Source organism: Sinorhizobium fredii USDA 205 (assembly GCF_001461695.1).
GTDB classification, from domain to species: Bacteria; Pseudomonadota; Alphaproteobacteria; order Rhizobiales; family Rhizobiaceae; genus Sinorhizobium; species Sinorhizobium fredii.
In genome coordinates this window covers 1-25804 of sequence record NZ_AUTC01000171.1, presented here as the reverse complement: position 1 = coordinate 25804, position 25804 = coordinate 1, and the positions used below count along the sequence as shown (strand labels likewise).

General features: G+C 63.1%; 25 protein-coding genes. 17 read left to right on the top strand and 8 right to left on the bottom strand.

What is annotated here, in order from left to right:
- Positions 1 to 15 precede the first annotated feature (15 nt).
- The 6 genes from N181_RS25175 to N181_RS25150 all read right to left on the bottom strand — a co-directional run bounded on the left by N181_RS25175 (position 16) and on the right by N181_RS25150 (position 6198).
- Positions 16 to 1083 (bottom strand): ABC transporter ATP-binding protein, encoded by a 1068-nt coding sequence (locus N181_RS25175; RefSeq protein WP_014329344.1) that lies wholly within the window; start codon positions 1081 to 1083, stop codon positions 16 to 18.
- Between the two features lie 4 nt (positions 1084 to 1087).
- Positions 1088 to 1921 carry a carbohydrate ABC transporter permease gene (locus tag N181_RS25170; RefSeq protein WP_014329343.1) on the bottom strand — a complete coding sequence of 278 codons (834 nt, stop codon included), beginning with the start codon at positions 1919 to 1921 and terminating at the stop codon, positions 1088 to 1090.
- A gap of 4 nt (positions 1922 to 1925) precedes the next feature.
- Complete coding sequence (locus N181_RS25165; protein WP_014329342.1) at positions 1926 to 2861, bottom strand: carbohydrate ABC transporter permease; 936 nt, start codon at positions 2859 to 2861, stop codon at positions 1926 to 1928.
- Positions 2862 to 2960: 99 nt separating this feature from the next.
- Positions 2961 to 4223 (bottom strand): ABC transporter substrate-binding protein, encoded by a 1263-nt coding sequence (locus N181_RS25160; protein WP_014329341.1) that lies wholly within the window; start codon positions 4221 to 4223, stop codon positions 2961 to 2963.
- An 89-nt stretch (positions 4224 to 4312) separates the two neighbouring features.
- Positions 4313 to 5485, bottom strand: coding sequence for a PLP-dependent transferase (locus tag N181_RS25155; RefSeq protein ID WP_037394325.1), 1173 nt, complete (start codon positions 5483 to 5485; stop codon positions 4313 to 4315).
- The gene (locus N181_RS25150; RefSeq protein WP_014329339.1) at positions 5482 to 6198 is read right to left on the bottom strand and encodes a FadR/GntR family transcriptional regulator; all 717 of its coding nucleotides are present in this window, start codon (positions 6196 to 6198) and stop codon (positions 5482 to 5484) included. Before N181_RS25150 ends, N181_RS25155 begins: the two co-directional genes overlap by 4 nt.
- A gap of 122 nt (positions 6199 to 6320) precedes the next feature.
- On the opposite strand from N181_RS25150, the gene N181_RS25145 reads away from it, so the two are divergent.
- From N181_RS25145 to N181_RS25130, 5 genes are all read left to right on the top strand, one after another.
- On the top strand, positions 6321 to 7628 hold the full coding sequence (locus N181_RS25145; protein WP_014329338.1) for an NAD(P)/FAD-dependent oxidoreductase: 1308 nt from the start codon (positions 6321 to 6323) through the stop codon (positions 7626 to 7628).
- A gap of 259 nt (positions 7629 to 7887) precedes the next feature.
- On the top strand, positions 7888 to 8802 hold the full coding sequence (locus N181_RS25140) for a transglutaminase-like domain-containing protein (protein ID WP_014329337.1): 915 nt from the start codon (positions 7888 to 7890) through the stop codon (positions 8800 to 8802).
- A gap of 122 nt (positions 8803 to 8924) precedes the next feature.
- Positions 8925 to 9074: a hypothetical protein gene (locus N181_RS34160; RefSeq protein ID WP_014329336.1), complete on the top strand. Its 150-nt coding sequence runs from the start codon at positions 8925 to 8927 to the stop codon at positions 9072 to 9074.
- A 322-nt stretch (positions 9075 to 9396) separates the two neighbouring features.
- Positions 9397 to 10830 carry an aldehyde dehydrogenase family protein gene (locus N181_RS25135; RefSeq protein WP_014329335.1) on the top strand — a complete coding sequence of 478 codons (1434 nt, stop codon included), beginning with the start codon at positions 9397 to 9399 and terminating at the stop codon, positions 10828 to 10830.
- Positions 10831 to 11016: 186 nt separating this feature from the next.
- Positions 11017 to 11862, top strand: coding sequence for a DMT family transporter (locus N181_RS25130; RefSeq protein WP_014329334.1), 846 nt, complete (start codon positions 11017 to 11019; stop codon positions 11860 to 11862).
- Positions 11863 to 11944: 82 nt separating this feature from the next.
- Here N181_RS25130 and N181_RS25125 read toward each other — a convergent pair whose 3' ends face one another.
- Positions 11945 to 13123, bottom strand: a complete 1179-nt coding sequence (locus N181_RS25125; protein ID WP_014329333.1) for an aminotransferase — start codon at positions 13121 to 13123, stop codon at positions 11945 to 11947.
- Positions 13124 to 13164: 41 nt separating this feature from the next.
- A complete protein-coding gene (locus N181_RS25120) occupies positions 13165 to 14208 on the bottom strand; it encodes a LysR substrate-binding domain-containing protein (RefSeq protein ID WP_037394333.1) in 1044 nt (347 codons plus the stop codon).
- A gap of 212 nt (positions 14209 to 14420) precedes the next feature.
- On the opposite strand from N181_RS25120, the gene speB reads away from it, so the two are divergent.
- From speB to N181_RS25060, 12 genes are all read left to right on the top strand, one after another.
- On the top strand, positions 14421 to 15476 hold the full coding sequence (gene speB, locus N181_RS25115; protein WP_014329331.1) for an agmatinase: 1056 nt from the start codon (positions 14421 to 14423) through the stop codon (positions 15474 to 15476).
- 86 nt (positions 15477 to 15562) lie between these two features.
- Positions 15563 to 16357, top strand: coding sequence for a transporter substrate-binding domain-containing protein (locus N181_RS25110; RefSeq protein WP_014329330.1), 795 nt, complete (start codon positions 15563 to 15565; stop codon positions 16355 to 16357).
- A gap of 65 nt (positions 16358 to 16422) precedes the next feature.
- Positions 16423 to 17091: an amino acid ABC transporter permease gene (locus tag N181_RS25105; RefSeq protein WP_014329329.1), complete on the top strand. Its 669-nt coding sequence runs from the start codon at positions 16423 to 16425 to the stop codon at positions 17089 to 17091.
- Positions 17088 to 17735 (top strand): amino acid ABC transporter permease, encoded by a 648-nt coding sequence (locus N181_RS25100; RefSeq protein WP_037394336.1) that lies wholly within the window; start codon positions 17088 to 17090, stop codon positions 17733 to 17735. The genes N181_RS25105 and N181_RS25100 overlap by 4 nt, the downstream gene beginning before the upstream one ends.
- Positions 17736 to 17807: 72 nt before the next feature.
- The gene (locus tag N181_RS25095) at positions 17808 to 18887 is read left to right on the top strand and encodes an ABC transporter substrate-binding protein (protein WP_014329327.1); all 1080 of its coding nucleotides are present in this window, start codon (positions 17808 to 17810) and stop codon (positions 18885 to 18887) included.
- A 234-nt stretch (positions 18888 to 19121) separates the two neighbouring features.
- Positions 19122 to 20159, top strand: coding sequence for an ABC transporter ATP-binding protein (locus N181_RS25090; RefSeq protein WP_014329326.1), 1038 nt, complete (start codon positions 19122 to 19124; stop codon positions 20157 to 20159).
- The gene (locus N181_RS25085; protein WP_014329325.1) at positions 20156 to 21010 is read left to right on the top strand and encodes an ABC transporter permease; all 855 of its coding nucleotides are present in this window, start codon (positions 20156 to 20158) and stop codon (positions 21008 to 21010) included. Before N181_RS25090 ends, N181_RS25085 begins: the two co-directional genes overlap by 4 nt.
- On the top strand, positions 21007 to 21807 hold the full coding sequence (locus N181_RS25080) for an ABC transporter permease (RefSeq protein ID WP_014329324.1): 801 nt from the start codon (positions 21007 to 21009) through the stop codon (positions 21805 to 21807). Before N181_RS25085 ends, N181_RS25080 begins: the two co-directional genes overlap by 4 nt.
- Positions 21804 to 22583, top strand: coding sequence for a carbon-nitrogen hydrolase family protein (locus tag N181_RS25075; RefSeq protein ID WP_014329323.1), 780 nt, complete (start codon positions 21804 to 21806; stop codon positions 22581 to 22583). Before N181_RS25080 ends, N181_RS25075 begins: the two co-directional genes overlap by 4 nt.
- Before the next feature lie 106 nt (positions 22584 to 22689).
- Positions 22690 to 23643 (top strand): ring-cleaving dioxygenase, encoded by a 954-nt coding sequence (locus N181_RS25070; RefSeq protein ID WP_014329322.1) that lies wholly within the window; start codon positions 22690 to 22692, stop codon positions 23641 to 23643.
- Positions 23644 to 23785: 142 nt separating this feature from the next.
- Entirely contained in the window at positions 23786 to 24349 is a 564-nt protein-coding gene (locus N181_RS25065) for an NADPH-dependent FMN reductase (RefSeq protein WP_014329321.1), read from the top strand.
- A 233-nt stretch (positions 24350 to 24582) separates the two neighbouring features.
- Positions 24583 to 25804, top strand: a 1222-nt coding sequence (locus N181_RS25060) for a VCBS domain-containing protein (RefSeq protein WP_202907437.1), incomplete at its 3' end; no start/stop codon positions are given.

The window sequence follows — 25804 nt, the reverse complement described above, 5'->3', positions numbered from 1 at the left end:
CGCGCGGAAACTGTGTCAGACGCGGTTACCCTCGCCATCGAAGAAATGCAGGGCGTGCGTCGGGAAGTGGACGGGGATGGTGCCGCTGGCCGTCAGGAACGAGCGATCGTTGGTGAAGGCCTTGAAGCCCGCCCGCCCGAGCGAGAGGTGCAGGATGATGCCGAAGCCGGTCGGCTCGACGAGATCGACGGTGGCAAGCAGCGTTTCCGGCCCATGGCCGGCAAGGACGACGTGCTCCGGGCGGATGCCGAGCGTCGCCTTGGCATTGTTCGCAAGCGGGGCAGGCGCGTCGAGGGGTATTCCGATATCTCCGGCGATCTCGAACCGCGGCCTGTCGCCTACGTGATGGGTGCCCTCGAAAAAGTTCATTCCGGGCGATCCGATGAAGCCGGCGACGAAGAGATTGGCGGGGCGATCATAGAGGTCGAGCGGGCTTCCCACCTGCTGGACCACGCCGGCATTCATGGCGACGATGCGGTCGGCAAGCGTCATCGCCTCGATCTGGTCATGCGTCACGTAGATCGACGTGGCGCCAAGATCCTTGTGCAGCTTCTTGATCTCGGCTCGCATCTGCTCGCGCAGGCGGGCATCGAGGTTGGAGAGCGGCTCGTCGAAGAGGAAGGCCTTCGGCTGGCGGACGATGGCGCGGCCCATGGCGACGCGCTGGCGCTGGCCGCCGGAAAGCGCCCGCGGCCGGCGCTCCAGAAGTGGATCGAGGCCGAGCTTGGCGGCGGCGCCTGCCACGACAGTCGCAATCCGCTCCTTCGGTGTCTTGCGAAGCCTCAGGCTGTAGCTCATGTTCCTTGCGACCGACATGTGCGGATAGAGCGCGTAGGACTGGAACACCATGGCGATGTCGCGGTCCTTCGGTGCGAGCTCGTTGACCCGCTTGCCGGCGATGCGGATCTCCCCGGCGGTCACGCTTTCGAGCCCGGCGATCATCCGCAGCAGGGTCGACTTGCCGCAGCCGGACGGGCCGACAAGCACGACGAACTCGCCGTCGCGGATCTTCAGGTCGACTTTGTGCAGGACCGGGTGGATGCCGTAGGATTTCTGGATATTGGCGATGTCGATGGAAGCCATGGGTTCAGCCTTTGACTGCGCCGGCCGTGAGGCCCTGGACAAGGTAGCGTTGAATGAGCAGGAAGAAGAGGCAGGCCGGGATCAGCGCCAGCACGCCGGCAGCCATCATTTGGCCGAAGTCGACCGAGAATTTCGAGACGAAGGACAGCAGCCCGACCGGGAACGTCGCCTGCTCGTTGCCGGAGATCAGCATCAGCGAGAACAGTAGTTCGCTCCAGGCGGCGGTGAAGACGAAGCCGAGGGTGGCGGCGATGCCGGGCAGCGTCAGCGGCAGGATGATCTGGCGGAAGGCGACGAATTGCGTGGCGCCGTCGATCATCGCCGCCTCTTCCAGATCCTTCGGAATGCCGTCGAAGAAGGACTGCATCAGGAAGGTGGCGAAGGGCACGTTGAAGGCCGTGTAGACGATGACGAGGCCTGTCAGGCTGTTCGTCAGCCCCAGCGGCGAGAGGATCTTGAAGATCGGCGCGACCAGCATGACCAGCGGAAACATCTGCGTCAGCAGCATCAGCGTCACCAGCCAATATTTCCCGCGGAAGCGGAAGCGCGACAGTGCATAGCCGGAGAGCGAGGCAAGGATCGTCACCACGATCGCCGTCGAGCCGGAGACGATCAGGCTGTTGCGGAAGAAGACGGGAAAGGCGCTGTGCCTCAGCACGAAATCGAAATGCTCGAGGCTGGCCCGCGACGGCCAGAGGCGGATGCCTTCGGAATAGAGCAGATCGTTGGGCGTCACCGCGACTTTGAGGAGCCAGAAGAGCGGAAAGAGCGCAAAGGCGATATAGGCAAGGATCGCCAGGCGGTGCGCGACGGTGAGGAAGGCTGCTTTGGCGCGCATCGGTTCAATCCTTGCTCAGGAGCCATTGCCGCAGGATGACGATCAGCAGCGAATAGGCCAGCAGCAGCGCCAAGAGCACCAGCGCGATTGCCGAGGCATAGCCGAAATCGAGCCGCTTGAACGCCTGCGTGAAGATGTAGCTGGCGACGATCTGCGTCCGGTCCGCCGGGCCGCCGTTGGTCATGACGATGATGAGATCGGCGAAATTCGAGATCCAGACGGTGCGCAGCAGGATGGTGATAGCGATGGTCGGCGCCAGGAAGGGAAGGGTGATCGACAGGAAGCGCTGGAAGGCGCCGGCGCCGTCAATGCTCGCCGCCTCGTATAGATCGCGCGGGATCGCCTGCAGCGCGGCCAGCAGGGTGATCGCGAAGAACGGAATGCCCCACCAGATATTGGCGACGATCGGCCCCCACATGGCAAGCTGCGGATCGGAGAGGATGTTGGCCGGCTGGCTCATCAGCCCGATCGCGTAGAACCAGTGCGGCAGCGGCCCGACGACGGGATTGAAGAGCCAGGCCCAATTGAGGCCGGCAAGAAAGCTCGGCACCGCCCAGGGCAGGAAAACGAGCGCCTGGGCGATGGCGCGGCCGCGAAACGGCTTGTCGAGCAGCAGCGCCAGGATCAGGCCGAAGGCAAATTGGAGAAGGACGGATGCGCCTGTCCACCAGAGTGTGTTGCGCAGCGAGCGGAAGAAAGCCTGATCCTGCGACAGCGCCCGGAAATGATCGAGGCCGATGAAGGCGCCGGAGAAAGGGTTGAGCAGTTGGATGTCGCGGAAGGCATAGGAGACGCCGAGGACAAGCGGCACCAGCATGACCGTGACGATCAGGATCAGCGCCGGCGCACTGTAGAGATAAGGTGCCGAGGCATCCGCGATGCGCTTCATCAGCGGCGGACGAATTGCGGGCAGGCCATCATGGCGTGCGGCATAGGCCATCGGTCGAAGTTTCCCCTGTTTGACCGCCGTTATCGATCGGCGTGCCTTCTTGTCGTCGGATTGGACCGGCGGTGGCGCGAACCACCGCCGGTGCCAGTCTTACTTCTTGTTCGCCAGGTATTTCTGCTGTGCCTTGGTCAGGTAATCGGCCCACTGATTGGCGAGTTCTTCCGGCGTGATGTCGCCGAGCAGCGCTTCCTGGGTCGTCTTGATCGCCAGCGAATCCTTGAAGAAGGCGAATTCCTCGAGATAGGTCGGCATGACGGTCAGCACGACGTCCTTGTCGGCGAGTTCATCGAACCAGCCCTTGAACTGCGGGCTCGCATAGAAGGGGTCCTTCTCGGCCGACTTGTGGACCGGCAGCGCCCCGGTGCGCTTGTTCCACTCGATGTTGCCTTCCGGACCTTCGAGCGTTTCGATGAGCTTCCAGGACAGGTCCTTGTTCTGGCTGGCGGCCAGCATCGACCAGCCGGCAAAGCCGATCGTCGTGAAGGCCTTGCCGCTCGGCCCCTTCGGCATGGTGGTGACGCCGAAATCCTCCGGCTTCATGCGCTGGGCGATGGCAATCAGCGCATCCGGGTCCTGGTCGAGGAAGGCGCAGGTGCCGCTATAGAAGCCGGCGACGATCTCGTTGAAGCCCCAGTTGACGCTGTCCTTCGGCGCGAGGCCCTTCTTGTAAAGGTCGATCACCCAGGTGAGACCCTTGACCCAGCCCTCGCTGTTCATCGTCGAGGTGCCGTCATCCTTGAAGAACGTGTTGTCGCCGGCCATGGTGGCGCCGAACATCACCCAGCCGTTCAGCCCGCCCGGACCGCCGCGCAGGCAGTAGCCGGATTTGCCCGGCAGCTTCGAGACCGCTTCGGACGCTTTGACGAAATCGTCCATGGTCTTCGGCGGTTCGGCGACGCCGGCCTCGGAGAGCAGCTTCTTGTTGTAGAACATCGCCCGGAGATAGAAGCCGTAGGGCAGCATATAGGCGGTGTCGTTGACGTCGCGGCCGAGCTCCAGCGCCCGCTCGGTCAGGCCCGGCGTGTGCTCCCACTTGGCGATGTAGGGCTCAAGGCTTTCGAGCATGCCGTTATTGGCGTAGAGCGACAGCCAGGTGTCCGGCATTTCCATCACGTCCGGGATTTCCCCGGCCGAGACCATGGTGGCGAATTTCTGGAAGGCTTCGCCCCAGGGCAGCGAGATGATCTCGACCGTAGTGCCGGGATTGGCCGCCTCGAACTTTGCGACGATCGACTTCAGCGTTTCGGTGCGCTCGGGGCTGGTGATGACCTCGACGAGCTTCAGCTTGGTGTCGGCAAGCGCACTGCCGGCCATCAGCGTGGCGAGCAGGGTGGCTGTGATCAGTTTCCTCATTTTTGTTCCCTTTGTTCTTGACGGTTGATCGATTTCTTAGGGAGGGGATTCGGGAAAGCCGCTTACGCTTTTCCTCATCCCGCTCGTCGTCAGCCTGAGGAAGCGGCGTCGATCGCCGCTTCTAGGTCGCTCCAGAGGGCCTCCGTTCCCTCCAGGCCGACATGGAGCCGTACCGACCGCGGAGAAATGCCGAAGGCGGCCGCGGAATTGGGTTGAGCTTTCTGCGCCAGAACGACTTCACCCGGGACGATGAGGCTTTCGTGGCCGCCCCAAGACACGCCGAGCTTGAAGAATTGCAGGTGATCGGCGAAGCGGCGCACGTCGACGCCGTCGCGAAAGATGAAGGAGAAGAGCCCCGACGTGCCGGAAAGGCCCGGCGGCAGGTGATTGCCGAGGCCGGGATGGCAGACCGTTTCGACCAGAGGGTGCTCCAGTAGGCGGCGGGCGACAGCGAGCGCCGAGCGCTCATGCGCCTTCATCCGGATCGGCAGGGTGCGAAGCCCGCGGATCAGCAGCCAGGCGTCGAAGGGCGAAAGCTTGCCGCCGAGATAGGGATAGGCTTCGGAGCGGATCCGGCCGACCAGTTCCCTGGAGCCGGCGACGACACCGGCGACGACGTCGCTATGGCCGCCCAGGTATTTCGAGGCCGAGTGGATCACGAGATCGACGCCGAGCGAAATCGGCTGCTGGAACACCGGGCTCGCCCAGCTGTTGTCGATGACGCTGACGATCCCTTGCGCCCTGGCAAGAGCCGCGAGCGCCGCCACATCATGGGTATCCATGACCCAACTCGTCGGGCTCTCCATGTAGAACAGCTTGGCGCCGGGAAGCGCTTTCGCCACCTCCTCCTCGTCGCGGCCGTCGACATAAGTGACGTCGACGCGCATGCGCTTCAGATGCGTGCCGAACAGCCGGAAGGCATCGGGATAGAGATGCTTCACGGCGACGATGCGATCGCCCGGCTCGACGAAGGACAGGACGGTGGAGGAGATCGCCGACATGCCGCTGGCAAAGCCGATGGCGTCCTCGGCGCCTTCCAGTTTCGCCAGCATCTCCTCGAACAGCCGGACGGTCGGATTGAGGCCGCGGGTGTAGATCGGCCGGACCCGTTCGCCCCGGTAGGAGGCGATCATCTCGTCATAGTCCTTGAAGGTGAAGAGCGAGGTCTGGACGATCGGCGGAACGACGGCATCGAAGGCGTGGCCCTCGTCATGGGCGGCGATCAGCGAGGCTCTATCGAACGGATCGAGGCCGTCATTCATTGGGACATTTCCTTGATGTCTTCCTCGACGATGGCGAGGATTTTCAGCGTCTCTTCCCGGGCGGCGTCCGGGTTCTGCGAGGCAATCGCGTCGAAGAGGGTTCGGTGAAAGGGAAACGATCGACGGGCGAAATCCGGCCGGTCGAAGGGTTTTTCCCAGAAGCGCTCGAAGGCCTCGCGCATCTGCTCGAGCAACTGCCGGAAGAGCGGATTATGGGTCGCGTCGTAGATCGCCAGGTGGAAGGCGAGATCTTCCGGTCCGGAGGTCCCCTTGGCCAGATGAACGCGCTCCATCTCGTTGAGCTTCGTTTCGATATTGATGAGGTCGGCGTCGGTGCGGCGACGGGCGGCGACCATGCCGGCTTCAACCTCGATGCCGCGCCGGACCTCGAGCGTCTGCAGCAGGGCGTCGCGAAGATGCCGGGTGTCGAGCGTCAGCGGCATGTGGATCGTCGCAGCGGAGATGGCGCGCAACAGGTAAGTGCCGCTGCCCTTGCGCGCTTCGACGACGCCGAGCGCCTGGAAATGGCTGATGACCTCACGGATGGTGGAGCGCCCGACGGCGAGTGCCGCCATCAATTCGCGTTCGGCCGGTAGCCGGTCACCGGGCTTCAGACCTGATTCCTGAATGTAGTCGGCGAGAGCGGAGATCACCTGCTGCACCCGGTCCACCGGGGGCAGGGGAAGAAGCAGCGCTTTCTCCGGTCGGGACATCCGCGAGACTCAAAATTGGTCTGACATCTGAGCAATATGCAGGCGGTGCGCCGCATGGTCAAGGGGCAAGATTTGCGTTATGCCTCGTCCTGACAAAGGGCCCCCATGGCAGGAAAGACAGGGTGAGCGTCACGAACTCCTATGCCGGCGACGGGAGCTATCCGACGAGCTACTACGCCGCCTCGCGCAACGTCATTCGCACGCCGGTCAAGCTTCAGGGGCGCGTCGAGACCGACATCTGCGTCGTCGGCGCCGGCTATACGGGGCTTGCGACGGCCATTCATCTCGCCGAGAAGGGTTACAAGGTTGCGGTGATAGAGGGCGCTCAGGTGGGATGGGGCGCCTCGGGGCGGAACGGCGGCCAGATCGTCAATGGCCTCAACGCCAGCCTTTCGACGATCCAGCGCCGTTTCGGAGAGGACGCGGCCCGCTTCATCGGCGGCCTTGTCCAGGAGGGCGGCCGTATCCTCCGCCGGATCGTCAGCCATTATCGGATCGATTGCGACCTGAAATCCGGCAACATTTACGCCGCCTATACCGACGCGCATATGAAGGAGCTGGAAGCCAAGCAGGTGCTTTGGCGCAAATACGGCATGGACGACCACCTGATGCTCGACCGGGATGCGTTGCGCAAGCTCGTCAATTCCGAAGCCTATTGCGGCGGCATGCTCGATATCACCGGCGGCCATATGCATCCGCTCAATCTGGTGCTCGGCGAGGCGCGCGCCTTCGAAAGCCTCGGCGGCAGCATCTACGAGATGTCGCCGGTGACCCGTGTCGACTATAAAGCGGCGCGGCCGACCGTCTATACCAAGGCGGGCGAGGTCTCCGCCCGCATCGTGGTGCTCTGCGGCAATGCCTATCTCGGGGAGGCAGTACCCGAACTCGTCTCGCGCGTCATGCCGGTCTCGACGCAGATGATCACCACGGCCCCGCTCGGCGAAGAACTCGCGGATATGCTGATCCCGAGCGACATGTGCGTCGAGGACGTGCGTTATATCCTCGACTATTTCCGGCTTTCGGCCGACAAACGGATGGTCTTCGGTGGCGGCACCGTCTATGGCGGCAGCGATCCGGCCGATGTGGTGGCGAAGCTCCGGCCCAATCTCGAAAAGGTCTTCCCGCGTCTCAAGGGCGTGAAGATCGACTATGCCTGGAGCGGCAATTTCGCGCTCTCCTTCACGCGCGTCCCGCAAATGGGCCGGATCGGTGCCAACACCTATTTCGCCCACGGCTATAGCGGCCACGGGGTGACCGGCTCGCATCTCTTCGGGCGTACCCTTGCCGAGGCGATCGACGGCGACCAGTCGCGTTTCGACATGTTCGAGAAGCTGCCCTGGTATCCGTTCCCAGGCGGGCGGATGTTCCGGGCGCAGTATTCGACGATCGGTTCCTGGTGGTATTCCTTCAAGGATGCGGTCGGCTGGTAGTTCTGCGGCCGCTGCCGGTTGCGCTTGGTGCCGGGTTCTCTTTCAAATCGATACCGCTCGCTCCGATGATGCGTTAGTATTCGGCCGCGGGCAGGCGCCGCTGACATGTGCGCGGGCGCACATGTTTCTCGTTCGTCCGGATCTCAACAGAAGTATATTGCGGGACTGCTTCATACAGGGTCGCTGATCCGGGATGCCGCCAACGCTCCAGGCGCGCGGAGCGCAAGTGTCAAGAAAATCGCAGTCGGGGAGGTCGAAAATGTTCATCCGCTTCGGTTATGAGATTGGCATCGATTGCCCGCAACCCACGCCGATGATGACGTTTCTGTCCGTCGCCAAGGAACGGCGGAATGCGGTCGTCACGGAACGCGGGCCGGTCGCTTCGCCGCTCGTTCCGATGGAGGAAATCACCGACCCCCACCACAACATTTGTCTGCGCATGGTCCTGCCCGAGGGTGAAACCAGGCTCGGCTACGACGCAGTCATCAGCGACGAGGGGCGGCTCGACGCCTCGGATCCTCTGGCCGAGGCGGTGTCGGTGGAAAAGCTGCCGCCCTCCTTGCTGCCCTATCTTTGCGCCAGCCGCTACTGCGAGACGGATCGACTGAGCGCGCTTGCCTGGCGGCTTTTCGGCGACGTGCCGGCAGGCTGGCAACGGGTGCAGGCCGTCTGCGACTATGTGCATGACCGGCTGGTGTTCAGCTACGGTTACGCGCAGGCGATGCGCACGGCGCTCGAAGCGCACGAGGATCGACTGGGGGTCAGCCGCGACTACGCACATCTGGCTGTTGCCCTTTGCCGTTGCATGAACATGCCGGCCCGCTACGTCCACGGCTACATGGCCGACATCGGCGTCCCGGACAGCCCGGCGCCGATGGATTTCAACGCCTGGTTCGAGGTGTATCTCGGCGACCGGTGGTACACATTCGACGCCAAGAACAATGCCCGGCGGGCCGGCCGCATCCCCGTGGCCCGCGGCCGGGATGCAGCAGACATCCCGTTGATCCAGACCTTCGGAAAGCATCAACTGACCCTGTTCACCGTCTGGACGTCGGTCGAGGTCGACAGCCGGCTCAGCCGCTCGCACCGCACCGCCGACGTGTCGCTGCTGAACCCGTGGTTCAGCGAGACCTGGTCGCGTCATCTGCAGGAACGCGACCGCGAGCGGCATTGATAGCACAAGGCGGAAATGGATTTTTCACACCTTGGGCGATCCGCAGAAAATAATATCTACAAACTTAATCGAGAATATAGGAGAACAGGAGTATAGGCCAACGCCAACAGCGGAGAGAAATAATGAACGCGACAAAGGCGATGACCCACTCCCGCTACGCGCTCCATCTGGCGCAGCCGACCAGGCGCCTGCCGGTCAACCTCATTCCCCACTCGATCGCCATCGTGGCGGCCTTCACCTTCATCTCGGCCCTCGTCATCGGCGCCATCTGACGGCTTTAACGCCCGCACTTTTCCGGAAGTCTCCTATAAGCGGCGGTGACTCGACGCCGCCACCGTCATCCCCACCTCACCGTTCGGGGCAAGCCCGCGGCCGCGACATCGTAGTCCTTGCGAGGGGCATTGCTTGCGTCGTAGCGTGCCTTGGTTTCTCAAATCGAAGCCGCGAATGACTCCGGAAAGACTCGTGTACGGTGAACGTCGCCGCGAAAGTATCGGAAGTCGTTTTGGGCTCATCGCGCATTGACCGCGCTGGGCGACGATCCGATGCCCGGTCTGCGGAAAACAAGAGACATTGACGGGAAGGAGGGAACGCATGCTCGACAAGCGCAAGTTCTACATCAACGGCGAATGGGTCGAACCAGCAGCACAGAACGACCTTTACGTGCTCAATCCTGCAACCGAAAAGCCGATCGCCGTCATCTCCCTCGGCACGGCGGTCGATATCGACCGAGCCGTCGCGGCCGCGAAGAAGGCCTTCGAGGCCTATAGCCGGACCAGCCTGGAGGAACGGCTGACGCTTCTCGAAAAGCTTCTGGCGATCTACAAGCGCCGCTACGACGAGATGGCCGATACGATCACCGCGGAGCTCGGCGCGCCGAAAACCATGAGCCGCGAGCAGCAGTCTGATGTCGGCGTTGGCCATCTTCAGGGTTACATCGACGCGCTGAAGCGCCTGAAATTGCGCGAAAAACTTTCGAACGGCGACACGCTGATGCGCGAGCCGATCGGAGTGTGCGGCTTGATCACGCCATGGAACTGGCCGGTCAACCAGATTGCCCTGAAGGTGGTGCCGGCGCTGGCGACCGGCTGCACCTGCGTTTTGAAGCCGAGCGAGTTCACGCCGCTCAATGCCATGCTCTATGCGGAAATGATCGACGAGGCGGGTTTCCCGCGCGGCGTCTTCAACCTCGTCAATGGCGACGGCCTTCATGCCGGCGCCGCACTTTCGAAGCACAAGGACATCGACATGATGTCCTTCACCGGTTCGACGCGGGCCGGCATCGCCGTCAGTAAGGATGCCGCCGATACGGTGAAGCGCGTCACGCTGGAGCTCGGCGGCAAGTCGCCGAACATCGTCTTCGCCGATGCCGATCTCGAGGAGCGGGTGACCGCCAGCGTCCTCGAATGCTTCAACAATTCCGGCCAGTCCTGCGACGCGCCGACACGGATGCTGGTCGAGCGCAGCGCCTACGAGGACGTTGTAGCGATCGCAAGGCGGGCCGGCCGGGAGGCGACGGTCGGCGACCCGACCAGGGAAGGCGCGCATATCGGGCCGCTGGTCAGCCACATCCAGTTCGAACGCGTGCAGGCGCTGATCGAGGCGGGTGTCGGCGAAGGTGCGCGCCTCCTCGTCGGCGGTCCCGGCAAGCCGGAAGGCTTCGAGACCGGATACTTCGTCAAGCCGACGATCTTCGCGGATGTCGACAACTCGATGCGCATTGCGCGCGAGGAGGTGTTCGGGCCGGTGCTTGCAATCATTCCCTTCGACACGGAGGAGGAGGCGATCGCCATCGCCAACGATACGAGTTATGGGCTTGCGGCCTATGTGCAGACGGGCAATCCCGAGCGAGCCGAACGGGTCGCCGCCCGGCTGCGTGCCGGCATGGTGCACATCAATGGCGGGCCGCATCGCTATGGAAGCCCGTTCGGCGGCTACAAGCAGTCGGGCAATGGCCGCGAAGGTGGTACCTTCGGCCTCGAGGATTTCCTCGAGGTGAAGACGGTTCATCTGCCGGACGCGGCCTGAGCGGCAATCTGGAACTGGTGGCTGCAACTTTCGTGCGGCCGCCAGTGAGAATCGCCTTTCCGGCGAATTCAGGCTGTTGCGCGGCTCGCGGTTCTGATAGCTGGCAGGGGCGCCTTCGAGGCGTCTCCCCAGTCTTCGGATATCACTGTGAATCAGCCCGTCAGTTCCTCCCAAAATTCCCTGGCCATGACCGCGCTGCTCGCCGGCGGTGTCGCAATCGCCGGATCGCCGATTTTCGTCAGGCTTTCGGAAGTGGGGCCGATGGCAACGGCCTTCTGGCGTGTCGCGCTGGCGCTGATCCCGCTTGTCGCCTGGTCGTGGCTTGGCAAGGACGCGAGCGCCGACCGGCGCCCGGAGCGCTTCTCCGACTATGCTCTGCTCATCCTGCCGGGCGTCTTCCTCGCACTCGACCTCGGGGCGTGGCACCTCTCCCTCACCATGACTTCGGTGGCGAACGCGACCTTACTCGCCAATCTCGCCCCGGTTTTCGTGACGCTTGCCAGTTGGGCGCTGTTCCGCTCGCCGGTGAGCCGCAATTTCATGGCCGGCCTCGTCGTGGCTATCGTCGGCGTCATAGTGCTGAAAGGCGGCCCGGGCGCGCTTGGCGACGGCGACCTTCTGGGTGACGGCATCGCAGTTGTCGCGGCAATGTTTTACGCCGGCTACATCCTCGCCATCGGGAAATTGCGCAGCCGCTTCAGCACCAACCGCATCGCCAACTGGAGCACCGCTTCGGCTGCCCTCTGCATCCTGCCGATGGCGTTGCTCGCCGAACCGTCACTGCTGCCGCCCACCGGTTTCGGCTGGGCGATGCTTTTTGGTCTTGCCTTCGTCTGCCACGCCGGGGGTCAGGTGGCGATCACCTATGCGCTCGCCTATTTGGCACCGGCCTTTTCATCGCTGACGCTGCTCATACAGCCGGTGCTGGCCGCGGTGCTCGCCTGGGTCCTGCTGAGCGAGCCCGTGGGTATCATGCAGGCAATTGGCGGCGCGATCGTGCTCATCGGCATCCTGATCGCCCGCCGCGGCTGAACCTAAAGCGCGTCGCGCTTTGGGTCTTGTTTCTATGCATGTCGTCGTCCCAAAACCGCTGCACACTTTTGGGCGACATGCATTAAATGCCCGGCAACTCAAATCCCGCCAGCCGCTCCTCCAATTTCTGGATCGTCGGTACATCGGCATTGGCGAAGGCAAAACGCAGATAGCTTTCCTGCCCCGCTCCGAAATAATCGCCCGGCAGACAGACGACGCCGGCGAGCTTTGCCAGCTTCTCGGCGACGAATTGCGAATCGATGTCGCGGAAGGGGTGACGGACATAGGCGAAATAGGCGCCGATGGCCTGCAGTTTCCATTGCGGCAGGCGGCCCATGACCTCCTTCAGCGCGTTGGCACGGGCGGTGATCTCGGCGCGATTGGCGAGCCGCCAATCGGCAAGCGCCGGGATGGCCTTGGCGACAGCGGCTTGAGCCGAGCGCGGCGCGCAGATCTGCAGGTTGTCCATGATCTTGGTCACCTGCTCGACGACCGCCGGTCCGGCGGTGATCGCGCCGAGGCGGTGGCCGGGGATGCAGAACGACTTCGAGAAGCTGTAGAGGCCGATGAAACCTTCCTGCCATCCCTTGGTCTGGAGCAGGCGATGCGGCGCGACTGTGGCGTCGGGCAGGAAGTCGCGGTAGGTCTCATCGAGGATGAGCCAGGTACGGTTCGCCCGGCAGACTTCATAGATGCGCTGGAGCAGGTCCGCCGGATAGACGGCGCCGGTCGGATTGTTCGGAGAGACGAGGGCAAGGGCGCGGACGCCCGGCCGAAGCGCCGAGGCGATGGTATCGACCTCGGGCAGGAAGCCTGCGCCGGCATCGCAGGGTGCGAGTTCGACATTGATGCCGAGCATCGCCAGCGTCGTTTCCTGATTGAAATAATAGGGGTTGGTCATCAGCACCGTATCGCCTGCGCCGGCGATCGCCATGGCGGCGCAGATGAAGGCCTGGTTGCAGCCGGACGTGATGTGAATGTTCTCGGCGGCAATCGGGGCGCCGTAGAGCGTTGCCACCTGGTCGGCATAGGCGCTGCGCAGTTCGGGCTCGCCCTCGATCGCGCCGTAGCCGGTATAGGCAGGCGACGCTGCCGCCTCGCCGAGCCATCGGAGCATATCCGGATGGGCGGGATAGCCGGGTACAGCTTGCGACAGATCGATCAGCGGAGCCTTTGCTCCATCATAGGCCCTCGCCCAGGCGAGCACCGAAGGGACCGGCGGCGGCGAGAGTTTTTCGACGAGGCGATTGAAGTGGGGCATCGAGCATTCCTGTTGTTGAAGAAAGGCGCGGTGCGCCTGCATTATGACTTGATCTTGCGTTTTTGCGGGCCTTCGAGGCGCCGGTTCTTCGGGGAAGAAACGGGCTGGAAGCCATTCGCTGTCGATTTTTGTTCGGGACCTTCCGGTCTCGACATGCGGGAGCGGATGATCGTGCGGGCGGAGGTCTGGAGCTCCGGCATCGGATCGCTCTCGAGTGCCGCAAACAGCCAGTCGATGAAGACGCGGACGATCGGTGCGGCGCGCACCTCGTTGCGGCAGGCGACGAAAAAGGCGTCGTTGGCGGGGACCGTCAGGTCGAAGGGCGCGATCAACTCGCCGCGGGCGATCAAGCTGCCGGCGGTGATCGTATCGCCGAGCGCCACGCCCTGGTTGTGAAGGGCGCCCTCGGTCGAGAGCCGCGCGTCGCTCATGAAGTGCTGGCGGCCGCGCTGAAGGTCGGTCGCGTCGGCGGCGGCGAGCCAGGTGTTCCACTCGCGGCCGTCGTCGCCATGCAGCATCACATGGTCGCGCAGATCCCGGACCGAGCGCAGCGGCCGCATGTTGAGGAGCGTCGGGCTGACCACGGGAAACAGCTCCAGCCGGCTCCAGAGCCTGACCCAGCAGTCTCCCCAATTGCCATCGCCGTAGAGGAGGCAGACATCGACGTCGGGGGAGTGGAGATGCGCCTCGTCGTTGGAGGCGACCAGCGTCAGCTGCACGTCGGGAAACTGCTCGGTGAACCGATGCAGGCGCGGGATCATCCAGAAGGAGAGCAGCGCCGGCACGCAGGTGATGCGGAGCTCGCCGCTCGTGGCGGGCCGGGTCATCGCCGCCGTGGCGGCGGCGATCTCGGCAAAGGCGTGCATGACGGCCGGCAGCAGCAACGCGCCCTGGGGTGTCAACCTCAACCGCTTGCCGCCCCGCTCGAAGAGCGGCACGTTGAAGGAAAGTTCGAGCGCGCGGATCTGATGGCTGATGGCGCCATGGGTGACGTTGAGCTCGCGGGCCGCGGCGGAAACCGAACCGCGCCGGGCCGTCGCCTCAAAGGCGCGCAGCGGATTCAACGGGGGCAGGCGGCTCGACAAGCGGGGCTCCGGAAGACTTCGATGCTGTGAGATTTTCTCACACGAAACGCTATAACAATGTCAATTGATTTTCCAGAGGATTTGTCACCTAATAGGTTCAACAAGGGCAAAATGCCTGGGGAACATGATTGCGTCGGATCGGATCGGCGAAACCGCCAGTTGCGATGGCTTCGCGACGCTTATCCCCGGCGACAGACAGGGAGGCTCGGCCAATGGCCTGGGACGACAAGAAGCTCAGCGAATTGAAGGCGAAATATGGCGAAAGCCACGGCGGCGAACTCTTCGATCCGACCTTCCGCAAGGTGGCGGACAAGATCTTCACGAAGAGCGGCACGCGGCTGGCGCCCTATTCCGGCATCCCCACATTCCTGACCGCGCCCTACATGCCGGTCGATGCCGACAATCCGGACTTCGGCAATCTGCAGGTGGCGATCGTCGGCATACCGATGGACCTCGGCGTCACCAACCGTCCGGGTTCCCGCTTCGGGCCGCGGGCGCTGCGCGCCATCGAGCGGATCGGACCCTACAACCACGTGCTCGGCTGCGCGCCGGTGCACGATCTTAGGGTTGCCGACATTGGCGACGTTCCCTTCCGCAGTCGCTACCGGCTGGAACTCAGCCATGACGACATCGAGAAGCGTCTCAACCAGATCGTCGACGCCGGCGTCGTGCCCCTCTCGGTCGGCGGCGACCACTCTATGACCCATCCGATCCTCAAGGCGGTCGGCAAGAAGCGGCCGGTCGGCATGATCCATATCGATGCCCACTGCGACACCGGCGGCGCCTACGATCTCACCAAGTTCCATCACGGCGGCCCATTCCGCAATGCCGTGCTCGACGGCGTGCTCGACCCGACCCGGGTCATCCAGATCGGCATTCGCGGTTCGGCCGAGTATCTTTGGGAATTCTCCTACGAGTCCGGCATGACTGTGATCCATGCGGAGGAGGTTACCGGCCTCGGCATTCCCGCCATCATCGAAAAGGCGAAGAAGATCGTCGGCGACGGCCCGACCTACCTCTCCTTCGACATAGACAGTCTCGATCCGAGTTTCGCGCCCGGCACCGGGACGCCCGAGGTCGGCGGCCTGACGACCCGCGAGGTGCTGGAACTCATTCGCGGCCTCAAGGGCGTCAACCTCGTTGGCGGCGACGTGGTGGAGGTCGCCCCGCAATATGATGCGACGACCAACACCGCCCATGCCGGCGCGCAGGTGCTCTTCGAAATCCTGAGCCTGATGGTCTTCAGCCCGGCAATCACCGGCAAATGACAGCTCCAAGATCGACCGGCCGCCGGCTGGAGGCGGCCATCGGCCAATCCTGACAACAGACAAGATTCAAAAACAGGGGAACAACAATGACAATCCAGGCGAAGCTGAAAGCAATGTTCACCGCTGCGTTGATGATTGGCGCGGCGACAGGAATGGCTCGCGCCGACGCGGTCGACGACATCAAGGCCGCCGGCCAGATCAATGTCGGGATATTCTCGGATTTCCCGCCCTTCTCGTCAGCCAGTGCCGACATGAGCATCAAAGGCTATGACGTCGACGTGGCGCAGCAGATTGCCGATGCGCTCGGCGTGAAGCTCAACCTGGTCAGCGTCACCGGCCAGAATCGCATCCCCTATCTCAACGACAAGCGCGTCGATATCCTGATGAGTGTCGGCTATTCGAAGGAACGCGCGGAAGTTATCGATTTCGCGGCAGCCTACGCGCCTTACTACATCGCCGTTATCGGTCCGGCTGAGCTCAAGGTCACCGGCAAGGACGATCTCGCTGACAAGACGATCGCCGTCAATCGCGGCACGCTCGAGGACACGTCGCTGACCGAAGCCGCGCCGGCCTCGGCAGACATCAAGCGCTTCGACAACTACAACGCCGTGATCCAGGCCTTCATTTCCGGCCAGACGCAGCTGATGGTGGTCGGCAATGACGTCGGCGCGCAGGTGCTGGCACGCCAGGAGGCGCTGAAGCCGGAACAAAAGTTCCAGCTGCTCACCTCACCCTCGCATATCGGGCTCAACAAGAACGAGGAACGCCTGAAGCAATCGGTCAACGAGACGGTCGCCAAGATGCTTGCGGACGGCAAGCTGAACGAAAGCTCGCAAACATGGTTGAAGACGCCGCTCAACCCGGACAACCTCAAGGACTAAGCGGCTTAAGGCATGTGCAGCCTGCGGAAGCCTTTTCCGCAGGCTGTCCTTGAAGGGTTGCGACGATGGGCTACAGCCTCGACTTTAGATGGCTTCACGACGCCGCGGGCGCGATCGCTCACGGTGCGGCCATGACTTTGCTGCTGATCGCCTGCACGACGGTGCTCGGCATTCTGATCAGCATTCTTTTGGCGGCCGCACGTCGCAGCCGCTATGACCTGCTGAGCAAGGCGGTGGCGATCTATGTCGAAGTGATCCGCAATACGCCTTTCCTGGTGCAGCTTTTCTTCATCTTTTTCGGCCTGCCGAGCATCGGCATCCGTCTCGACCCGATCGTCGCGGCGATCCTCGCAATGACCCTCAACATGGCCGCCTACACGACCGAGATCGTCGGCGCGGGCCTCGATGCAGTGCCAAGAGGGCAGAGCGAGGCAGCTCTCGCGCTGGGCCTGAGACAGCGCCAGGTTTTCATCAAGATCATTCTGCCGCAGGCGCTCAAGGTAATCTTCCCGGCACTGACCAGCCAAGTCGTCATCATGATGCTGGAATCGGCGGTCGTTTCGCAGATCGCGGTGCGCGAGCTCGCCCACGAGGCAGACCTGCTGCAGGCACGGACGTTCCGGTCCTTCGAGACCTATCTTGTCGTCACCATGATCTATCTTGGCCTGTCGATGGCGATCAGGCGGTTCCTTGTCGCCGGTGGCCGGCGCGTGTTAGGGGCGGGTGTGTCGTGATCGAATTCACCTTTTGGGACATTCTGCGCAATCTGCTTTTCGCAACGCGCTGGACAATCCTGCTCTCGATCGTCGCCTTCGCCGGCGGCGCGGCGGTCGGCCTGCTGATCCTCTTCGCGCGCATTTCGAAACGGCCGTGGTTGCGCCGCTTCGGTGCCGGCTACATCGCGCTTTTCCAGGGCACGCCGCTGCTGATGCAGCTCTTCCTGATGTTCTTCGGTCTGCCGATGCTTGGCTTCCGCATCGAGCCCTGGACGGCGGCAGCCTTTGGACTGACTTTCTACGCCAGCGCTTACCTGGCGGAAATCTGGCGCGGGGGCGTCGAGGCGCTGCCGCGCGGCCAGTGGGACGCCGGTGCCAGCCTTGGCCTGCACTATCTCCAGGAATTGCGTCTCGTCATCCTGCCGCAGGCCTTTGCGATCACGCGTCCGCCGGTGGTCGGGTTCCTGGTGCAGCTCATCAAGAGCACGGCGCTGACCTCGATCATCGGGTTCGAGGAGCTTCTCAGGACAGCCAATGCGATCAATAATGCTACTTTCGAACCGTTCACCGTCTATGGGCTGGTCGCGGTGATTTTCTTCGTGCTTTGCTACCCTTTGACGCAATATGCGCGGCTGCTCGAGCGACGAGCGCCAGCCCATTGAGACCGAAAAAGATGCAGGGAATCAACAACAACAGGGAACGCGGCGGTAGCCGCCAAACAAAGGAGACATGCGATGAACATCAATTCCATCAAGCGCCGCACGCTGCTGGGGGCGGGGCTTGCCGGTGCATCGATGCTGGCGATGCCCGCGGTGCTGAGAGCCCAGGACAAGTCGCTGAAGGTCGGCGTCTATGGCGGCTACTTCAAGGACTCCTTCGACAAGAACATCTTCCCGGAGTTCACCAAGGCGACGGGTATTGCGGTCGAGTCGATCGCCGAACCGACCGGTGAGGCCTGGCTCGTTCAGCTCGAGCAGGCCGCCCGCGCCGGACAGGCACCGGCTGACGTTTCGATGATGTCGCAGGTCGCGATGCTCAAAGGTCAGGCGACCGAGCTCTGGACGCCGATCGACATGGCGAAGATCAAGGACGCATCGAACCTCCTCGACCGCTTCGTCAACAAATATCCGGACGGCCGCGTTGCCGGCGTCGGGGCGGTCTCCTGGTACATCACGCTCGTCACCAACACCAATGTCTACAAGGAAGCGCCGACCTCCTGGACGGCCCTCTGGGATCCCGCGAACGCCGACAAGCTCGGCCTGCTGGCGCTGGTTTCCAACTCCTTCCTGCTCGAGGTGACCGCCAAGACTCACATGGGTGGCACCAATGCGCTCGACACCGAGGAAGGTATTCTGAAGGCGTTCGAGAAGCTCGCCGAAGTGAAGCCGAATGTCCGCCTCTGGTACCGCGACGAGGCGCAGTTCGAGCAGGCGCTGAAGTCGGGCGAAATCCCGATGGGCCAGTATTACCACGACGTCACGGGGCTTGCCGCGGCAGATGGTCATCCGGTTCGCTCCACCTTCCCGAAGGAAGGCGGTATCCAGGATTCCGGTTGCTGGGCGCTGTCGCGCGCCTCGCAGAAGGCGGAGGAGGCGCACATCTTCATCGAATATATGTGCCAGCCTGCTATCCAGGCTACGCTGTCGCGCAAGGTCGGCACCGCCCCGACGGTCAAGCGCGAGTCGACCGATCTGACGGACAAGGAGTTCGCCGCAGTGTCGTCCGATATCGAGCCGATCGTTCCACGTTACGACCTCTACCAGTCGAAGTCGGATTGGTTGAACCAGAAGTGGACGGAGCTTATCGTCGGTTGACGGTCGCGTGCAGTCCGCCCCGGTCAACGGGGCGGACTGCAGCGCCGTGCGCCTTCAAGTGTATCAAGGTCGCTGTAGCACTCTGAACGGCTGCATGGCTCAGTGCATAATCCCTTAAACCGCGGGCGGTTTAGGGATAACCTATGTCCAAACTCGAATGCTGCCGCCACCGTCGCGCCTCGATAAGCGCTGGCATCGCAGCATCTGCGCATGAAGCGCCAAAGCGGGGAACACATGTCGGGACTTGCCCTTCAGAACGTCGTCAAGGAATTCGGGGCCTTCAAGGCCGTCAACGACGTCGAGCTAACGGTGCCGCATGGCACCTTCGTCTGCATGCTCGGTCCTTCGGGCTGCGGCAAGACGACCCTCCTGCGGATGATCGCCGGGCTCGACCTGCCGACTTCCGGGGCCATCCGGCTCGACGGAGAGGACATTACCCGCGTGCCGACGCACAAGCGCAATCTCGGCATGGTGTTCCAGTCGCTGGCGCTCTTTCCGCATCTGACGGTCGGCGAAAACATCGCCTATTCCCTGCGCATTCGCGGCGCGCCGAAGGAGGACCAGAAGAAGCGGGTCGAGGAACTGCTGTCGATGATCCATCTTTCCGGCTATGCGGACCGGCCGGTCTCCAAGCTCTCGGGTGGCCAGCGCCAGCGCGTCGCGATCGCCCGGGCGCTGGCGATCTCGCCGAAGCTCTTCCTGCTCGACGAGCCGCTTTCGGCGCTCGACGCGAAGCTACGTGAGGCCATGCAGGTGGAGCTTCGGCAATTGCAGCAGAAGCTCGGCATCACGACGATCGTCGTCACCCATGACCAGCGCGAGGCCATGACCATGGCCGACACGGTGGTCGTCATGAGCGGCGGTGAAATCCGCCAGGCGGCCTCGCCGATCGAAATCTACCGCCGGCCGGCCGACAGCTTCGTTGCCGACTTCATCGGCCAGACGAACCTGATCGAAGCGGAATCGGACACCCGCGGCCACGTAACCGTGCTCGGGCAGCCGGTGCCGGGCCTGCAATTGCCGTCCGGGGCGGCCAAGGCGACGATTTCGATCCGGCCGGAAGACGTGCACCTGACCGCGCCGGGCGCCGGCGCGCTGACCGGTACCGTCACTTTCGTGCGCGACCTGGGCGGCACCATCGAGACCTTCGTCGAGGTTGCAGACCGCCAGATCGTCGCGGTCTCGACGCCACGGGAGCGACCGGAGGTTTCCGTCGGCCAACAGGTCGGCTTGGCGCTCACCCCGGATGTCTGCGTGGTGCTGCGCAAATGAGACGCGAACCGCCCCAGACCTTCGCCGACTACTCGCCGCTCCTCTTCCCGGCGGCGATGCTGACGATTTTCTTCGTCGTGCCCTTCGGCACGATGATCGCCGTCAGCTTTTTCCAGCGCCAGCAGGGCGGCTTCTATACGCCGGCCTTCGTCTTCGACAACTATGCGCGCTTCCTTTCGGCATTCTTCGGCGGCGTGCTCGGCTTCTCGATGATGATGGCGATCGCCGTCGCCATCTGCTGCGTGTTGCTGGCGCTGCCGTTCACCTACCTGCTGACGCGCATGGCGCGCCGCGTGCAGATCGTCTGGCTGGTCGCGCTGCTCTCGATCCTGTCGCTCTCCGAGGTCATCATCGGCTTTGCCTGGTCGACGTTGTTCTCGCGCACCGCCGGCATCACCAATATCCTCGTCGCGCTCGGCCTGATGAGCGAGGCGAAGGCGCTGACGCCGAGTTTCGCGGCGGTCCTGACCGGCATGGTCTACCAGGCCTTTCCCTATACGGTGCTGGTCCTGTTCCCGGCGCTCGTCCGGCTCGACCCGACGCTCACGGAGGCCGCCCGCACGCTGGGCGCCTCGCCACTCAAGGCCTTCTTCACCGTCGTTGTGCCGGCGCTCAGGAACACCATCGTCGCGACGCTGATCATGGTATTCATCTTCGCGCTCGGCTCCTACCTGCTGCCGCAGCTTCTCGGCCGGCCGCAGCACTGGACGCTCTCGGTGCTGATCACCGATCAGGCGATCTACCAGTCCAACATGCCCTTTGCCGCGGCAATGGCCGTGTTCCTGGTGCTCGTAACGCTCGGACTGGTGGCGCTCACCGTGATCGCCGGACGCAAGGGAGAAGCCGCATGACCTCCGTTTTCCGGAAATTCTACTTCTTCCTGATCGGCCTTTTCCTGGCGCTGCCGCTGATCGTCGTCGCCGGCGTCTCGGTCAATCAGAAGCAGACGCTCGCCTTTCCGCCGCAGGGCTTTTCGACCTCCTGGTATGGGGAGATCTTTGTGAACCCCGAGTGGCGAAACGCGCTCCTTGCCTCGTTGACGCTTGCGGTGCTCTCGGCGGCGCTGGCCGTGGCGATTGCGCTGCCGCTGGCCTGGTTCCTCTGGCGGCGGGTGGCGCCCTGGGCGAATATCTTCCAGCTGCTGGGCGTCGCACCGTTCACGCTGCCGCCGGTCATCACGGCGCTTGGTCTCCTGACCTTCTGGGCGACCGCCGGCTTTTACGGCCAGCCCTGGACGGCGGTGGTCAGTCACGCGATCTTCTTCGTGACCCTGCCGCTGGTGACGCTGTCGCTGGGCTTCACCTCGATCGATCGATCGCTGGTCGAGGCCGCGGCAACGATGGGCGCCGACGACCGCACCATCTTCCGCACCGTCGTGCTGCCGCTGATCCTGCCTTACATTGTCTCGGGCTACGCCTTTGCCTTCGTGCTGTCGCTCAACGAATATATTGTCGCCTACATGACCGTCGGCTTCACGATGGAGACGCTGCCGATCAAGATCTTCAATGCGCTCCGCTACGGCTACACGCCGACCATGGCCTCGGTGACGGTTCTCTTCGTTTCGACGGCGGCGGTCATCTTCGGTCTCGTCGCCCGCTTCGGCGACCTGCCGAAGCTGCTCGGCGCCATGGCATCCGATCAAAAATGATGAAGCTTGCGGCCCTGCAGATGAGAAGCGTTGGCGGCGATATCGCCGCCAATCTCGCTCGTGTCGAAGGCGCGGCTGCGGAGGCTGCGGCCGCGGGGGCGACATTGCTGGTGACGCCCGAACTCGGGATTACCGGTTACGGAGCGGGTGACGACATCCCGGCGCTGGCGGAGCCGTCCAACGGGCCGATTGTTGAAGCCTTGCAGCGAATGTCGCGCGACTCAGGCATTGCCATCATCGCGGGCTTTGCCGAGCGCGAGGGTGCGGCCGTCTACAACAGCGCCGTCCATGTGGATGGCGATGTCGAGCCGACGGTCTATCGGAAATCGCACCTCTATGGCGACTACGAGCGGTCGCTCTTCATGCCCGCGGAGCCTTCGACGCGGCTCTTCGAGCACCGCGGCGTCGCCTGCGGCATGCTGATCTGCTACGACGTCGAATTCCCGGAGAATGTCCGCCGGCTCGCATCGGCCGGCGCCGATGCCGTGCTCGTGCCGACGGCGCTGCCGGCCGGCTGGTCGGGCACATTCATCACCGATCACATGATCCAGACCCGTGCTTTCGAAAACCAGGTGTTCGTCGCCTATGTCAATCATTGCGGCTCGGACGCGATGTTCTCCTTCGCCGGTCTGTCGTGCATTGCGTCTCCTGATGGGCAGGTGATGGCGAAGGCCAACTCCGCCGACGAAACGTTGATTTTCGCTGATATCGATCCTGCGACCTTTGCTATTTCGCGTGCGGAGAATACGTACCTGAAGGATATCAGACGAGTCTGACTTCGATCGTTCGCTGTCGGGGAACAATCCGTTCGCGCCGTCTCCACTTGTGGAACGCCAGGCCGGAATCCGATATTCAGCTCAACCGAAAGCCTAGGAGGCAATCATGAGCTTGCAACTGACCGGCATCCATCATCTGACGGCGATTACCGCAAATGCGTCGGAGAACCTGCGCTTCTACACCAAGACTTTGGGGCTGCGGCTCGTCAAGAAGACCGTCAACCAGGACGACACCACCGCCTATCATCTTTTCTACGCCGACGGGAAGGCGACGCCCGGCACGGACCTGACCTTCTTCGACTGGCCGGTCGGACCGGAGGGGCGCGGAACGCACAGCATCTCGCGCACCGGACTTCGCGTCGGCAGTGCTGAGAGCGTGCAATGGTGGAAGCGGCGCTTTGACGAGCTGAATGTGGCATCGGGCGAGGTCAGCGAGATCGACGGCCGGAGTTCTCTCGATTTCGAGGACGGCGAGGGCCAGCGGTTTCGATTGGTGGACGATGGTGGACGTGCACCTTCGAACCCATGGGAAAGGAGCCCGGTCCCGGCAGAGCACCAGATCAGGGGCCTCGGACCGATCACCATCAGCGTGCCGGACATCGACAATACCGCGCTGGTGCTCACCCATGTCATGAATATGCGCGAAGTGCGTCATTACCCTTCGCCGGACGGGAACGGCAAGGTCCACGTTTTCTCCATGGGTGAGGGCGGCGCGGTGGCCGAACTGCATGTCGCGGTCCAGCCGGGGCTGCCGATCGCCCGTCAGGGAGCGGGCGCCGTCCACCACGTCGCGTTCCGGGCGCCGGATGTCGAGCATCTGCACCAGTGGACAGAAAGGCTGAAGGGCTTTCATCTGCCGTCGAGCGGCGAGGTGGAGCGCTACTATTTCCGTTCGCTCTATTTCCGCGAGCCGAATGGCATCCTGTTCGAGATCGCCACGGATGGACCCGGCTTCGCCGTCGACGAGCCGTTGGAATCGCTCGGGGAAAGCCTGTCGCTGCCGCCCTTCCTGGAACCGAAGCGGGCGCAGATCGAAGCACGGCTGAAGCCGCTCGAATAGGGCGGTGATCCGCTTGCCGTGGTCGCCAACCGAGAATGGAAAGCCGGGGCGATCTCCGGCTTTCCTTTTGTCTCCATCCTCCTAGTTCTTTTGCCACGGCGGGATTTTCCGTGTCCGCGCGAACAAAAGGATGGGCGTACCCATGACGAAGCTTCTCGGCATATCGGGGAGCCTGCGCAGGGCTTCCTTCAACACCGGCCTGCTCAACGCGGCGACAGCGGTCGCGCCCGAGGGGGTCGAGTTCGACACCGCGACCCTGCACGGCATCCCGCTCTATGACGGGGACGTGGAGGCCGAAAGCGGCGTGCCGGCTCCGGTGGAAGCGCTGAAACAGAAGATCATCGCGGCGGATGGCGTCATTCTCTTCACGCCGGAATACAACAATTCCGTTCCCGGCGTTTTCAAGAATGCCATCGACTGGCTGAGCCGCCCGGCCGCCGATATCCGCAAAGTATTCGGTGGTCGGCCGTTCGCGCTCGCCGGTGCCTCGCCGGGCAATTTCGGCACCATTCTCAGCCAGAACGCCTGGCTTTCCGTGATGCGAACGCTCGGCGCCGAACTCTGGTCGGGCAAGCGGCTGATGGTGCCGAAGGCCGCGACACTCTTCGACGGCCAGGGACAACTGACTGACGAACAGACCCGGGAGAGGTTGCGCGGCTTCGTCAAGGCTTTTGCGGACTATGTTGCAGCGGTGAAAGCGTATTAGAGCGGGGCGCCGTTGCCACAGCGGTTTTCCGCTGCGATAAATCAAGCGATCTATGAAAATCGTCTTCCCTTTCACAGCCGATGTGGTAACAATTCGCAAAGAGACAAGTTGAGCCGTCTCTTGCAAGGGAATACGGAACTTTATCCTCGAATAGCGGTATCGAGAAAAAGTCTAGCTCTGAATTTTACTATAATCATTATTTATATAATTATTTTTGATTAAGAGGTACTTTAATGGCTACGCAGAGCAGCGGCGGCAGTGCGACTTCGTTCACCAATACTCCACAGGCACAAGACGATACCTACCTCTGGTCAGAAGACCAGATCTTCAACCTGCAGAACTACAACCCGGTCAACAACACCATCATTCTCGACGTGATGGCGAATGATCTCGGTGGAAAGGCCAAGTCGCTTTTCTCGGTAGAGGACGGCGACGGCAATCCGATCACCGCGGATTATGAGCTTCTCGCGAAAGACGTCGGATCGACCGGCGCGTCGGCCTGGGAAAAGACGCTGCTCGGCAACTGGGTCAGAATCAACAACGGGAAAATCGAATATCGTCTGAGCGACGGAAGTGGAATTCCCGGAGCCGGCGTCGATATCAATACCCTCTCGGCCGGCGAAACCATCAAGGACAGCTTCGTCTACGCGATACGACTCGGCAATGGTACGTTAAGCGAGGCGAATGTGTCGCTCACGCTGACTGGTGCCAACGATGCTGCGGCAATCGGCGTCGATACGGCGGCGACCGGTGATCGGGTCGTGGTCGAGGCCGGCGCCACGGGCCGCGGCGACCCGGATGCCTCCGGCACGCTCAGCGTCTCGGATGTCGATGCCGGCGAGGCGATGTTCCAAGCACCGGCCTCGCTCGATGGCGTCTATGGCAGCTTCACGTTCGATCCGGCAACCGGCACCTGGACTTACACGCTCGACAATGATCGGGCGGCGACCCAGTCTCTCAAGCAGGGACAGCCGGTCAGCGACACGCTGACGGTGACATCGCTGGACGGCACCGCCAGCCATGCGATCGTCGTCAACATCACCGGCGGCAACGACGCGGCGGCGATCGTCGTCGATGCGACCGTGGCGGACGACCGGTCTGTGAGCGAAGCCGGGGTGGCTGGCAACGGTGACCCGGATGCCTCCGGCACGCTCAGCGTCTCGGATGTCGATGCCGGCGAGGCGGTCTTTGCCGCACCGGCCGCGCTCGACGGCGTCTATGGCAGCTTCAGCTTCGATCCGGCAACCGGCACCTGGACTTACACGCTCGACAATGATCGGGCCGCGACCCAGGCCCTCAAGCAGGGACAGCCGGTCAGCGACACGCTGACGGTGACATCGCTGGACGGCACCGCCAGCCATGCGATCGTCGTCAACATCACCGGCGGCAACGACGCGGCGGCGATCGTCGTCGATGCGACCGTGGCGGACGACCGGTCTGTGAGCGAAGCCGGGG